General features: G+C 55.4%; 13 protein-coding genes and 1 other annotated feature. Of the genes, 3 read left to right on the plus strand and 10 right to left on the minus strand.

Annotated elements, in window-relative coordinates:
• The first annotated feature begins 12 nt into the window (after window positions 1–12).
• Window positions 13–1,341 (plus strand): D-serine ammonia-lyase, encoded by a 1,329-nt coding sequence (gene dsdA / locus MC50_RS08235; protein ID WP_047663636.1) that lies wholly within the window; start codon window positions 13–15, stop codon window positions 1,339–1,341.
• 47 nt (window positions 1,342–1,388) lie between these two features.
• On the opposite strand, the gene MC50_RS08240 is transcribed toward dsdA, so the two are convergent.
• From MC50_RS08240 to MC50_RS08255, 4 genes are all read right to left on the minus strand, one after another.
• Window positions 1,389–1,751: a DUF202 domain-containing protein gene (locus MC50_RS08240; RefSeq protein WP_032690178.1), complete on the minus strand. Its 363-nt coding sequence runs from the start codon at window positions 1,749–1,751 to the stop codon at window positions 1,389–1,391.
• On the minus strand, window positions 1,741–2,088 hold the full coding sequence (locus MC50_RS08245) for a YidH family protein (RefSeq protein ID WP_032690177.1): 348 nt from the start codon (window positions 2,086–2,088) through the stop codon (window positions 1,741–1,743). Before MC50_RS08245 ends, MC50_RS08240 begins: the two co-directional genes overlap by 11 nt.
• A gap of 108 nt (window positions 2,089–2,196) precedes the next feature.
• The gene (locus MC50_RS08250; protein ID WP_004869142.1) at window positions 2,197–3,519 is read right to left on the minus strand and encodes a 6-phospho-alpha-glucosidase; all 1,323 of its coding nucleotides are present in this window, start codon (window positions 3,517–3,519) and stop codon (window positions 2,197–2,199) included.
• Complete coding sequence (locus MC50_RS08255; RefSeq protein ID WP_004869143.1) at window positions 3,516–5,138, minus strand: alpha-glucoside-specific PTS transporter subunit IIBC; 1,623 nt, start codon at window positions 5,136–5,138, stop codon at window positions 3,516–3,518. Before MC50_RS08255 ends, MC50_RS08250 begins: the two co-directional genes overlap by 4 nt.
• Window positions 5,139–5,436: 298 nt before the next feature.
• Between MC50_RS08255 and MC50_RS08260 the strand changes: the two genes are divergently transcribed.
• Window positions 5,437–6,183 carry a GntR family transcriptional regulator gene (locus MC50_RS08260; protein WP_032698487.1) on the plus strand — a complete coding sequence of 249 codons (747 nt, stop codon included), beginning with the start codon at window positions 5,437–5,439 and terminating at the stop codon, window positions 6,181–6,183.
• On the opposite strand, the gene MC50_RS08265 is transcribed toward MC50_RS08260, so the two are convergent.
• The 3 genes from MC50_RS08265 to ibpA all read right to left on the minus strand — a co-directional run bounded on the left by MC50_RS08265 (window position 6,151) and on the right by ibpA (window position 8,960).
• Window positions 6,151–7,812 (minus strand): putative transporter, encoded by a 1,662-nt coding sequence (locus MC50_RS08265; RefSeq protein WP_032690176.1) that lies wholly within the window; start codon window positions 7,810–7,812, stop codon window positions 6,151–6,153. The genes MC50_RS08260 and MC50_RS08265 overlap by 33 nt on opposite strands.
• A 190-nt stretch (window positions 7,813–8,002) precedes the next feature.
• Window positions 8,003–8,431: a small heat shock chaperone IbpB gene (gene ibpB / locus MC50_RS08270; protein WP_015585468.1), complete on the minus strand. Its 429-nt coding sequence runs from the start codon at window positions 8,429–8,431 to the stop codon at window positions 8,003–8,005.
• Window positions 8,432–8,546: 115 nt separating this feature from the next.
• Complete coding sequence (gene ibpA / locus MC50_RS08275) at window positions 8,547–8,960, minus strand: small heat shock chaperone IbpA (RefSeq protein WP_004869150.1); 414 nt, start codon at window positions 8,958–8,960, stop codon at window positions 8,547–8,549.
• Window positions 8,954–9,027, minus strand: a sequence feature (ROSE (Repression Of Heat Shock gene Expression) occurs in the 5'-region of heat shock genes and acts as an RNA thermometer to modulate expression.). It overlaps the preceding gene by 7 nt.
• A gap of 242 nt (window positions 9,028–9,269) precedes the next feature.
• Between ibpA and MC50_RS08280 the strand changes: the two genes are divergently transcribed.
• Entirely contained in the window at window positions 9,270–9,602 is a 333-nt protein-coding gene (locus MC50_RS08280; RefSeq protein WP_032690175.1) for a YceK/YidQ family lipoprotein, read from the plus strand.
• Window position 9,603: 1 nt separating this feature from the next.
• Here MC50_RS08280 and MC50_RS08285 read toward each other — a convergent pair whose 3' ends face one another.
• The 3 genes from MC50_RS08285 to yidA form a co-directional block, all read right to left on the minus strand.
• Window positions 9,604–10,830: a DUF3748 domain-containing protein gene (locus MC50_RS08285; RefSeq protein ID WP_047663638.1), complete on the minus strand. Its 1,227-nt coding sequence runs from the start codon at window positions 10,828–10,830 to the stop codon at window positions 9,604–9,606.
• A 340-nt stretch (window positions 10,831–11,170) separates the two neighbouring features.
• Window positions 11,171–12,295 (minus strand): BamA/TamA family outer membrane protein, encoded by a 1,125-nt coding sequence (locus MC50_RS08290; RefSeq protein WP_047665432.1) that lies wholly within the window; start codon window positions 12,293–12,295, stop codon window positions 11,171–11,173.
• A 284-nt stretch (window positions 12,296–12,579) separates the two neighbouring features.
• A complete protein-coding gene (gene yidA / locus MC50_RS08295) occupies window positions 12,580–13,392 on the minus strand; it encodes a sugar-phosphatase (protein ID WP_032690173.1) in 813 nt (270 codons plus the stop codon).
• Between the last annotated feature and the right edge of the window lie 184 nt (window positions 13,393–13,576).

The raw sequence follows: 13,576 nt of genomic DNA on the forward strand, positions 1-13,576 counted from the left end.
AAGAGACGTAATATGAAAAACGCTGACATGACCACTTTACTTGCCCGGTTTCCTCTGCTGAAGGATCTGGTTGACCTGAAAGAAACCACCTGGTTTAACCCGGCAACCACTTCGCTGGCGGAAGGTTTACCGTACGTTGGCCTGACGGCTGACGATGTTCAGGACGCCCGTGCCCGCCTTGAGCGCTTTGCGCCGTATCTGGCGCAGGCATTCCCGGAAACCGCCGCCACCGGTGGGATTATTGAATCCGAACTGGTCGCTATCCCGGAAATGAAAGCACGGCTGGAGCAGGCGTTTGCCCGGCCCGTCAGCGGCGATCTGCTGCTGAAAAAAGACAGTCATCTGCCGATTTCCGGCTCCATCAAGGCCCGCGGCGGTATTTACGAGGTGCTGACCCACGCCGAAAAGCTGGCGCTGGAAGCGGGGTTACTGACTACCGAAGATGACTATCGCAAGCTGCTGACCCCGGAATTTAAGCAGTTCTTTAGCCAGTACAGCATCGCCGTCGGCTCCACCGGCAACCTGGGGATGTCGATTGGCATCATGAGCGCATGTATCGGTTTTAACGTCACCGTGCATATGTCTGCCGATGCCCGGGCATGGAAAAAAGCGAAGCTGCGCAGCCACGGCGTAACGGTGGTTGAATACGAACAGGATTACGGCGTCGCGGTCGAGCAGGGGCGTAAAGCCGCCGAAGGGGACCCCAACTGCTTCTTTATCGATGATGAGAACTCGCGCACGCTGTTCCTCGGCTATGCCGTCGCAGGCGAGCGCCTGAAAGCGCAGTTTGCCCGCCAGGGACGTGTGGTCGATGCCGATCATCCGCTGTTTGTCTATCTGCCGTGTGGCGTCGGCGGCGGCCCTGGCGGGGTTGCGTTTGGTCTCAAGCTGGCTTTCGGCGACCATGTACACTGTTTCTTTGCTGAACCCACGCACTCTCCTTGTATGTTGCTCGGCGTCCATACCGGCCTGCATGATGAAATTTCGGTCCAGGACCTGGGTATTGATAACCTGACTGCCGCCGATGGCCTGGCCGTGGGTCGGGCTTCCGGATTTGTCGGCAGGGCCATGGAGCGTCTGCTGGATGGCTTCTATACCCTCAGCGACCAGACGATGTACGACATGCTGGGCTGGCTGGCGAAAGCTGAAAATATCCGCCTGGAGCCGTCCGCGCTGGCCGGTATGGCCGGACCGCAGCGCGTTTGCGCCAGCGAGGCATATCAGCAGATGCACGGCTTCACGGCCGGCCAAATGGACAACGCCACGCATCTGGTCTGGGCGACCGGCGGCGGCATGGTGCCAGAGGAAGAGATGGCGCAGTATCTGGCGAAAGGGCGTTAATACCACGGGCTCAACGGCGAATGATAAGCCGTTGGGCCCGCTTTCCGCTATGTCACATTCTGCAGAAATAACGCGATCTGCCGCAGGTGCGTAGCCGCAAACATAAGCGATAGCGAAAGGACGGCGACGGCAATGAAAAACTTGTCACGTATCGCCTGCGGCTGAACAAAATCACTTGCGTCAACATCCATCAGATTACGGCGCCGCGTATAGCCCCAGAGCACAATAGCCGCTATCGCCAGTACGCCAATCGATAGCCAGAACAGCACCCCCGCGCTATGCCAGTTATGTTTGATCGCCAGCGCCATCAGCGCCGCGTAGCCCAGCAACGTTCGAAACCAGGCCAGCGATGTCCGCTCCGGCTGCAGCCCCGGATCGCTTTCCCGCCGCGCCCGGCGCCTATCCGCCATAGAGCACCAGCGCCATCACCACCCCCACCACGATCATCAATAAGACGCTAATGACCAGCAGCGTTCTGGTATAAGGCAGATCCTGCTTCAGGCGCATCGCTTTTTCGTTACTCAGCCAGCGCAGGTAGCCATAAATTGCCAGGCCGCCGGCAAACAGACATAGCAACAGCGCCAGCACTTCGCGAATCAGCGGCGTGGCAAAATCCGGCGCCAGCTGATCTAAGCCAACCCCGGCGGCAAGAAAACCTAATGCCGTGCGGATCCACGCCAGAAAAGTACGTTCGTTGGCCAGCGAGAAGCGGTAATCCGGCGCTTCGCCGACGCGAGAAATTTTCATCAGGGTTCCTTGTTCGTAGCGCGAGCAGGCTTCAGCATAGCGTAATTTGTTACGAACAGGGGAGCAGCGAAAGAACCGGCACCCGATGGATGCCGGTTGAGGCGAGGATTAATGCAGTTCCGGCCAGTAGTCTTTGTTGGCCTCAATCAGGTCGTCGAGAATCGCTTTCGCGACGGATGCGCTCGGCACGGTTTTCGACAGCGTAATCGCCTGCCACAGCTTGTGATAAGAGCGATGTTCCCAGGCATCCACCACCAGTTTCTCCACCGCCACCTGCTGGCTCATCATCCCTTTCTGGAAGTTCGGAATATCGCCGACCGTCAGCGGTTCCGGCCCGTTATGGCCAACCAGGCACGGAATTTCCACCATCGCATCAGCGTCAAAATTATGGATAGCGCCATTGTTCGGTACGATCAGCAGCATGCGCTCCTGGGTGTTGAAGGCAATGGCGGTGGCCAGATCCACGATGTATGAAGCGTGCTCATCGATCTCCAGATCGCCGGCAGAAGATTTACCCGCGGCAATAATTGCCCGACAGGCGCTAAAGACATTTTTCTCGCGGTGATCCATGACCTCGTTAGCGCGGGTACGCGCCGGGTTGGAGTGCTCGACGACGTAATCCGGGAACAGGTAATACTTCAGGTAGGTGTTCGGCATGGTATCCGGATCCAGCGCCTGCACATCTTTCGCCTTGGCAAAGGTATCGTTCCAGCTGGCTTCAGTATGCGGATCGTTAGAAGGCGGCACATAACCATATTTCGCTACATGTTCGCGCAGTTTCGGCATCAGATCATTACCCTGCAGATCCTCAATCGACGTCCACCAGCCGAAGTGGTTCAGCCCGTAGTAACGCACCCGCATCTGTTTACGATCTTTGAGGCCGACAATTTGCGCCATGCGCCCTTCAATGCCGATCGGCATATCGCAGATATTGAGGATTTTCGCATTCGGACGCAGGCGGCGCGTGGCTTCTGCGACGATTGCCGCCGGGTTGGAGTAGTTCAGCATCCAGGCGTTCGGCGAATATTTTTCCATATAGTCCACCAGTTCCAGCACGCCACCGATAGAGCGCATGCCGTAGGCGATACCGCCAGGTCCGCAGGTTTCCTGACCCAGCACGCCGTGGCGCAGCGGGATTTTTTCATCTTTTTCACGCATCGGATATTTGCCAACGCGGATATGCGCCATAACAAAATCCACGTCGGTAAAGGCCGCCTGCGGGTCGGTGGTATAGCTGAACTCAATTTCCGGCGCCTGCTCTTTAAGAATCACTTTACACGCTTCGGCGATGGTCTCCTGACGCGCGCCGTCGTTGTCATAAAATTTCAGTGCCCGCAGCGGGAAACGGTCCTGGTTTGCTAACAACATCAATACGATACCTGGTGTGAATGTACTGCCGCCGCCTGCGATAACAACTGAGAATTTTTTCATGATACTGCCTCCGTCATGGTGGTTTGTTCGGTCTGTAGAGAATTTTTCATCAGGGATTCCAGCTGGTCGCGAACCTGGGGAACATGCAGGCCCACGATGACCTGAATCCCGTTACCGCGACGCACCACCCCGTGAGCGCCCAGCGCTTTAAAGACGTCGTCGCTTTGTGTTTTCGCCATATCGACCAGCGTGATGCGAAGCCGTGTGGCGCAGTTGTTGACGCATTCGATATTGCTTGCGCCGCCCAGCGCCTGCAGAAAGCCTGCGGCCTGGCCTAATTTCGACTCTGTGGCACCCGCGGCGCTGGTTTTACCACGCGCCGCCTGATAATCCGCTTTGCTGTAGAGCTTGATTTCACTCTCTTCGCGGCCCGGAGTTTTCAGATTCAGACGCAGGATCAGGGCGCGGAAGATAACGAAGTAGATAGCGGTAAAGCACACCCCGATACCTATCTGGATGAACATCATCGAGGCGTGATTGTGAAACATGGGGATCCAGTTTTGCGGCAGGAACTGGTCAAGCAGGCCACCGCCGAAGTTGCCGACGACCCCGCACATATACATCACCGTCGCCATCGTCGCCGCCAGTACCGCGTGCACGGCAAACAGCAGCGGGGAGATAAACAGGAAGGTGAATTCCAGCGGTTCGGTAATCCCCACCAGCATGGCGGTCAGCGTCGCCGGGATCAGCAACCCGGCCACTTTGACGCGGTTTTCCGGCGCGGCGGTGAAATAGAGCGCCAGCGCAATCCCGACCGAACCAAAGACCTTGGAGTTGCCGTGCAGGGCGAAACCGCCTTCCGGGAACAGGGCTTTCAGCGGTTCCGTACTCTGGCTGAACTCCTGCAGATGCTGTGCCCAGTAGACCTGGATACCGCCTTCCACCACCGCCGGGCCAAAAATAAACGGTCCGTAGACAAAGTGATGCAGGCCAGTGGGAATCAGAATGCGCTCAAGGAAAATATAAACCCAGACCCCTAGCGCTCCGGCAGAGCGTAAAAAAGCCTGCAGCGATTCAATGCCCATCTGCACCTTTGGCCACCCCAGCAGCGTTAACCAGGCGCAGGGGATCATCGCCAGGAAGGCAACGATAACGACAAATGAAGAGCCCTGGAAAATACCGAGGAATACCGGCAGCGGTTTATCAAAATAGCGGTTATGTAGCGCGGTGACGATCCCGGAAATCACGATCGCACCGATGATACTGGTATCCAGCGTTTTAATGCCGGCAATCATCGTCAGGCCACTACCGGCGGTGGGGTCGGCAGAAAAATCGACGCCGAAAAAGTGGCCCCAGGTCATGCCCATGGCGTTGATGAAGTAGTTCCACGTCAGGAAACTCACCAGCACGGCAAGGCAAGCTCGTCCCTGCGCCTGTTTCGCGAGGCCAATCGGTAAGCCGACGGCAAAAATCAGCGGCATGTTACGAAATACCGTCCAGCCGCCTTCTTCAATAATGTGAACAATCTGGGCAAATAAACTATCAGGTGCTGTCAGCGCTTCGCCGACAAACATCGGGTTGCGCAGCATAATGGCAATACCCACCACGATCCCGGCGAAAGGAAACAGTAAAACCGGGGTAAACATGGCACCGCCAAAACGTTGTATTTGACTGAGCATTTTAAAATCCTCATTTAACAACCAGTAGGGTAAGAGGCCTTATTTGTCTTGAGTATCGGCCTAAAGCGAGAATAGGAATTTACCCGTCCGACAACATGCGATGGCGTTGCGATTCGTGATCGCTTTCATGGTTTTAATTTCCACAATGTTGTCTACTTTTTTAAGTAAAAATAGACATCATGAATTACGCTGATTAAAACATCAGGGTGAATTAATCATATCTTTATGTATTTAAAGTAATTATTAATAACACCCATTGGTAACAATGCCTTTTGAAAAGTGGAACAGAGGTCTACTGGTGATCTATAAATCTATCGCAGACAGATTGCGCCTTCGGCTGAATTCCTCCGATTTCAATGTCGGCAGCCCGCTGCCGGGAGAGAAAAAACTGGCAGAAGAGTTCGGCGTGGCGCGGATGACAATCCGCAAAGCTATCGAACTGCTGATTAGCTGGGGGCTGGTCGTTCGCCGCCACGGATCCGGCACCTTTGTCGCCCGTAAAGATGTGCATCACGAGACCACTAATCTCACCGGTCTGGCGGAAGTGTTACGCAAGCAAGGTAAAGAGGTGGTCAGCGAGGTGCTGATCTTCGAAGTCATGCCGGCGCCGCCGGCAATTGCCAGCCAGCTACGGATACAAATCAATGAACGGATCTACTTTTCACGCCGGGTGCGTTACGTGGACGGCAAACCTCTGATGCTGGAAGACAGCTATATGCCGGTCAAACTGTTCCGTAACCTGTCGCTGGTGCATCTGGAAGGGTCAAAATTCGATTACATTGAGAAAGAGTGCGGGATAACCATTAGCGGTAACTATGAAAGCCTGACGCCGGTGCTGGCGGACAAGCAGCTGGCCCGGTCAATGAATGTGCCGGAACAGACGCCGCTGCTGCGGATTACCTCGCTTTCCTACAGCGACAGCGGTGAGTTTCTGAACTATTCGGTGATGTTCCGCAACGCCAGTGAATACCAGGTGGACTACCATCTGCGGCGCGTCCACCTGGAGACGCCGTTAACTCATCCCCCAGAACAACACGGCCAGTAGCTGCGGCGTAATGATGCGCAAAAACATCACCAGCGGATAGACCGTGGCATACGAGAGCGCCGCGGCTCCGCTGGTGGCATGCAGATTGTTGGCGAACGCCAGTGCCGGTGGGTCGGTCATCGACCCGGCCAGCATGCCGCACAGGGTCAGGTAGTTCATCTTCAGCAGCAGCCGCGCCAGAATGCCTACCGTTAGCAGCGGAATCGCGGTAATAAAAATGCCGTAGGCAATCCAGCTCAGCCCGTCGCCTGCGGTCAGCGTTTCGACAAAATCACCGCCGGACTTCAGCCCGACGACCGCCAGAAAGAGCACAATCCCCAGCTCACGCAGCGCGAGGTTGGCGCTCGGCGGCATAAACCAGTAGAGCTTCCCGATACTGCCGATTCGCCCGAGGATCAGCGCCATAATCAGCGGGCCACCGGCCAGCCCCAGCTTCAACGCCACCGGGAAGCCGGGAACAAACAGCGGGACAGAACCCAGCAAAACCCCCAGGCCAATGCCGATAAACACCGGCAGCATCTGAACCTGCTGCAATTTTTGCTGTGCGTTACCCAGCTCGGCGGCAACCGCATCAATGGCTTCCGGACGGCCAACCAGGTTAAGAATATCACCGAATTGCAGGCTGGCATGGCTGCTGGCCACCAGCTCAACCCCGGCGCGATTAAGCCGCGAAATTACCACGTCATAACGCTGTTTAAAATGCAGGTCGCGGATCCGCTTACCTAATACCTTCTCATTGGTGACCACCACCCGCTCAACTTTCAAATCGGTGCCGCGGGTTGAAAGCGAGGTGGAAACTTCCTTACCGATAACCAGCTGCGCGTTGTGCAAATCCTCCGGGCGCCCGACCAGGTGCAGGAGGTCGCCGGTTTGAATTAAGGTCCCCGGAGCCGGCACCATCAGCAGATCATCACGTTTAAGACGGGAGCAAATCAGCTTATCGCTGTTGAGCATCGGCACGTCCTGAATCGCCATATTGTTCAGGTTCGGGTTTTCAACCCGGACGTTAATCGTTTGCAGAACCGCGTGTCCGTTCCCGCTGCTCTCATCAAACTGCTGAGCCTCTTTTTCGACGTTAACGCGAAAGAACAGACGCACCAGCCACATGGTCAGCAAAATGCCGCAAATACCAAACGGATAGGCCATGGCATAGCTCATCCCCATCTGATCGACAACGTCAAACGGTACGCCAAGATCGCGCAGAATTTGCTGCCCGGCCCCCAGCGCTGGCGTATTAGTGACTGCGCCGGAGAAAATACCGAGCACCACCGGCAGCGGGATATCAAAGAGCTTATGCAGCACTGCGGTCACCAGCCCCCCAAGGATGACAATCAGGATGGCAAAGAGATTGAGCCGTAGCCCGGAGACGCGCAGCGAGGCGAAGAAACCCGGCCCCACCTGGATGCCGATGGTATAGACGAAGAGAATCAGGCCAAATTCCTGAATAAAGTGCAGCATCGGGCTGCTAAGCGCGATACCCGCCTGGTCCACAAAGTGGCCAACGATAATGCCGCCAAACAGCACGCCGCCAATGCCAAACCCGACGCCGCGAATTTTGACATTGCCGATCCACAATCCGACTACCGCCACCAGCGCCAGAACGCTAACGGTCAATGCTATATCACTCATCGTCTGTTCCCTGTGAATAACATTATCAATATCATGGATTATGGCTTAAGCCTCCGGGCCTGTATGCAGCCTGGCGCACAATAATCGGCGGGTCATCTGAACGGTGTAGATCGGCGGGAAACGACGGGCTGCCCTTTATAACGGCCAAAAAAAAAGCCCCGATCATCGGGGCTTTCTCTGTCGTTTCGACTTAGCTGTCGAGCGCCGGACGCTCGCTAATCGCGATACGCTGCGGGATAACCACTTCCGGCTCGTTACGGGTTAAATCAATGTGCAGCAACCCGTTATTGAATGTGGCCCCGGAGACTTCCATATTTTCAGCCAGGGTAAAGCTCAGGCTAAAGGCCTGACTGACTAACCCCTGGTGCAGCCATTTCGTTTCTTTGTCAGCCTGCTGCGGCGTACCTTTCACGCTCAGGCGCGTCCCTTCCAGCTGAATATCCAGATCTTCCTGACGGAAACCGGCCAGCGCAAGGGTAATGCGATAGTGGTTATCGTCGCTTTTTTCAATGTTATACGGCGGGAAGCTCTGGCTTTCGCTGGTGGTTTGCAGTGCATTGGCCAGTTTGTCAAAACCGATCCATTGACGCAGCAGTGGGGATAAATCGTAGTTACGCATAATGTATTTCTCCTTCTATGAAGCGAGTTAATCTCTGCAAATCCTGTGGATTCGCATTTGCCCCCTGACGGCGAGCAAGTTGGCAGTATCGGGCCGCACGGCGACCCGGATAAAATTAGTTAATTTCGATACGGCGCGGTTTGTCCGCTTCCGGAATCACGCGTTCCAGATCGATATACAGCAAGCCGTTCACCAGGTTTGCACCGCGGATATGGATATTTTCCGCCAACTGGAATTTGCGCTCAAAGTTGCGTTCCGCAATGCCCTGATAAAGATAGGTACGTTCTTTCTGCTCGGTTGCATGGGCGCCTTTGACGACCAACAAATTATCCTGCGCGGTGATCTCCAGTTCGCTCTCGGCAAAACCGGCCACGGCAATAGCGATGCGATAATGGTTTTCATCTACCAGCTCGACGTTATACGGAGGGTAGCCGCCATTACTCTGACTCTGATTGTTTTCTAACAGATTAAAAAGGCGGTCAAAACCAATAGCAGAACGATACAGCGGAGAGAGATCGAAATTACGCATAATAAAAAGCTCCTGAAATCAGCGAGAATTTATGACCTTCCATCATGGACAGGTCGTCATTACCCGGAATACCCCGCAGGCGTATCCTCATCGGGTCACATTTCTAAAATGTGGCTCATTCCGCCGTTTTCAAGCGCGAAAAACCATTTTTTTTTGCAGTTTCCTGTCGATTGCTTAGACTGGGTGGAAAGCACAAAAGGCAAAATGCGATGCCTGCCACAGTGCGGTGCAATAACGCTAGGCATTCATGGAATGGCTCGATATAACCGATATGAAGGTTACCTCAATGCCCGAAACAACGATGGAAGAATGATGAAAAGCGGTCTGTTAAAGCTGGTCCTGTTCAGCGGGATGGTGGGTTTGAGCGGTTGCTCCAGCGTGATGTCACATACCGGTGGAAAGGAAGGAACCTATCCGGGAACTCGCGCCAGCGCTCAAATGCTGGGAAACAGTGATGCCAACTGGGGAACAAAATCCCTGGTCGCACTCGATATGCCCTTCACGGCGGTGATGGACACGCTGCTGCTGCCGTGGGATATGTTCCGTACCGACAGCTCGATAAAATCACGCGTCGAGAAAAGTGAGAAGAGCTCGCTGGCGACCAACGCCGTGATTCCACCAGCGGCCATGCCAGCGCCTTGATTTAAAACTCGACGTCGGTTATCCACAGCTGGCGATAGCCATTCACATCTTGCATCCAGGCAAGGTGTTTCCCGTCCGGTGAAAACACCACAGCATCCGCTGAAGGCGGGTTTTCATGATCGGCAGTCAAAAATGTAATTTCACCGCTCCGGGCATGACAGATAGCCATGCGGTTATCCAGCACAAATCCCAGCCACTCCCCTGACGGGTGCCAGTTAAAAGCCGATTGAATATCATTAACATTGTGGGTTAACTGCCGCAGATCGCGCCCCTGGGGGGAGATCAGCCAGAGTTGCACCACTCCCGCCTCGTCGCGCATCAGGAAGGCAATCTGCGTTGCCTGCGGGTTGGCCCGCACCCAGTGCCGCGGCGTATTGACCAGCCCCGGATAGCGTCGATGGTGAGTAAACGTTAAACGTCGCTGCATCACTCCGGCCGGCGGTGCAGGCATGGTGGTCTCCGTACCGGCCAGCGGCGTATCGCCCTGTTGCTTCCAGCCCCGCTCGCTCTCCGGGAGCGTCACAATAAACAGCTCAGGGATTCTGGCGCCATTGGTCGACAGCGTATCGCCGATAAATGCCAGCGCATGGTTCCCCACCCAGCCTTCTTCATAGGCGCGGTTAATCTCATCGCTGCCCGGCACCGGCGTCGGCGTTGTCCGGCTGACCAGCACGCTCCAGTGGCTGCCGCTATATTCACGCGGATGCTGCCCGTGCGGTGTGACCGGGCCATAAGGGGTCGCGACGCCGACGTTTCGCAGGTCAAGGGAGGCCGAACGTTGGTGCAGGACATGATCGTTATAAGTAAAGCTGACGAACTGCCCGTTTGGGCTATAGACATGGACATGGCTGCCGCCGCGCAGCGCGCCCGGCGTATACGGTGCGGTGATATCCATCGCCTCAAGGTTGTGCGTCGCGCCCTGATACGTCACCACGCCGCGGCGATGGTGAAAATCATACTGCCAGTTTTCATCCGGGTGTTCCGGACCATGTATAAAGACGTATTTATCCATCGCAGGATGAACGGTCACCACACCAACATGCGCCCCGTGTTCCGCACCATAGAGGATCTCTACGGCCCCGGTTTGCACATTAACCCGTTCAATCGTCTTTCCGGTAAAGGAGGCTCCCGACGGACGAACGTCAAAGGCCAGCCACTGGCTGTCCGCAGTCCAGGTGCGCGTGTTGGTTAGCTGATGATGGCGGGGAGCAAAGGTGACTTGTTTCATAGAGATACCCTGATGCACAACGTTCATATCAGGGTATAGCATCGGACAGAATTAACCTACACGTTTAACATCGCCCGCCGGCAGGATACAGGAGTTGCCCCCGGCAACGCGATTGCGGCACTACAGACCAGAACCGGGCCGGGATAACGCGCACAAACCAGGCAAGCGCAGGAAAACGTTGCTTATTCCCGCTTTAGTGGTGTCGAATCGCGCCTGAATATGAGCGGATGTTCCAGCCCGAATGCAGCGACCGACGTCGACTATGGCGATGTAAACCACGAGAGTAAACCGCGACACCACGGTACTTCTGCAGGTGGATTCACAAGGACAGAACCCGACATCAGAAGGCTTCACCGACCTGGAAGTAAAAGCCGCTGCTGCCTTTGCCGATACCATAGTCGAGGCGAATATTCACCCGCGGTTTAAATTCAAAGCGATAGCCAACGCCCGCCGTCGGTAGCCAACGGCCGTCATTCAGAGAATCAACGGAAGGTCCCATCGTCCCTGCGCCAACCCAGGCAACAATGCCATGGCGCCAGGTAAGCTGGCGACGATACTCCAGCTGGGTGCTCAGCACATTTTTATCGCGATAGCGCCCCTGATAATAGCCGCGCATGCGTTCATCGCTGCCGAGAAGCGGCAGCATGCTCCACGGTACATCGCCGTGGGTAAATACTCCGTCGCTCTCCCACGCCAGGACGCTTTTGTCGCTGAGCGCGGTGTAGCGGCTGTAGTGAAGATGCCATTCATCAAATCGGGTATCGCTCCCCAGCCCCGGAGCATAGTGGGTATAGCGGAGGTCCGCATACTGGCCCTGGCGAGGGTTCGGAACAAAATCCCGATCGTCCCAGTTCACATCGATGCTGAAGCCAGAACTGAATACCGAGGGCCCCTGAGGAGTGCTTTCAATTTTGGGCAAATCGTCGCGGTCCGTCTCATCGGCATTCTGGGCGGCCAGTGACCAGCCCACGCCAAGATACATATTGTCCACCAGCTGTCGATATACGGTGGGCCGCAGCGTCAGTACCTGCGCGGTATATTTCTCTTTGCCACCGTCGTTATCGGCGGCAGTGAAACCTTGTCCCCAGTAATACGTTGGCGTATTGGCCAGCGAACCTTCGACAAAGATGCGCCAGAGATCGTCGGCAAAAAAGGCGTAGTTTTTTACGCTAATACCAAATGCGCCGGTGGAACTGGCGTAGCCGCTGAGCGTTAACGTCGAATTTTGACTGACGGTATCGCCGGGATCGGGGCGATACATGCCAACCATTGCGGTGCCGATTCCCAGACCTAGCTCCGGCGTGTAGAACGGCCCGGGCATCACGCCCCAGTCGATCCCTTTCGAAGCATCAAACTGGTCGCTGGCCCCCAGGTTTTTCAGCCAGTCATCAATATGTTCCTGGCTCAACGCCTGCGCCTGCGCCTGCGCCTGCCCGATAAAAGAGCATGCGGTACAACACAGAATGACGCTACGCAGCGTGCTCAAAAACGTTTCTCTCCGAGATAAAGGTGATGACGGCCGGCAATACGAAATCGCGTCGGGTTTGATTATAGTTGGCATCCGGCGTGGCTTTTTCGAGGGCGGTACGGGTTCATCGATATAAGAAGGAAAGCTTATCGAATTTGCAGCAATGAAGGGGAGACTTCTGTGCGGACAGGCGTGCGATGAGGTAAAAATGTCCTAAGCGGTTAATTTAATGCATCATCAAGGCAGAATCAGGCCCGAAAACGCCGGGCCTGAAGATCGGGTCAGGATAAAACGTACTTCTCAATCGCCCAGGCTACACCATCTTCAAGGTTCGATTTGGTGATGAAGTTGGCGGCTTCCTTCACGCTCGGAATCGCGTTATCCATCGCCACGCCGACGCCGGCAAACTCAATCATCGCAATGTCGTTTTCCTGATCGCCAATCGCCATGATCTCTTCCTGCTTGATATTCAGCGCATCGGCCAGAGACTTCACGCCGGTTCCTTTATTGACGCGCTTATCGAGGATTTCGAGGAAGTACGGCGCGCTTTTCAGCACGGTATACTTCTCTTTGACTTCCGCCGGGATGCGGGCGATAGCCTGGTCAAGGATTGCCGGCTCATCGATCATCATCACCTTCAGCAGCTGGATATTCGGGTCCATATTTTCTGCTTCGCAGAAGACCAGTGGAATCGTCGCCACGTAGGATTCATGCACCGTGTAGTAGCTCACATCGCGGTTCGCGGTGTATAGCGTATTGCGATCGAGAGCATGGAAGTGAGAGCCAACATCGCGGGAAAGCTGTTCAAGATAGCGGTAGTCATCATAGCTCAGCGCTGTTTGCGCCACGGTACTGCCGTCGCTTGCCTTCTGTACTAATGCGCCGTTGTAGGTGATGCAGTAGTCTCCCGGCTGCTCCATGTGCAGCTCTTTCAGATAGCTATGCACACCGGCATACGGCCGGCCGGTGGTGAGCACAACGTTGACACCACGCGCGCGCGCCGCGGCAATCGCGGTTTTAACAGCAGGAGAGATGGTATGGTCAGGCAGCAGCAGCGTACCGTCCATATCAATTGCAATCAGTTTAATAGCCATGAGATCCCCAGGTAAGATGAGTCCTGGGCCATGCTAACGCGATTCCGCTCAAAAAACAGCAACAGAAGAAGGGGAAAACGAGGATAGGATCGAAACGAGGAATTCCTCTTTTAGGCCGGAGGAACGCCCGGATAGTGGCGCGAGGCACCCTGTCCGGGCAACATATTCCGCAACCCCGGCCGGC

It is taken from the genome of Klebsiella planticola (genome assembly GCF_000783935.2).
Taxonomy (GTDB): domain Bacteria; phylum Pseudomonadota; class Gammaproteobacteria; order Enterobacterales; family Enterobacteriaceae; genus Klebsiella; species Klebsiella planticola.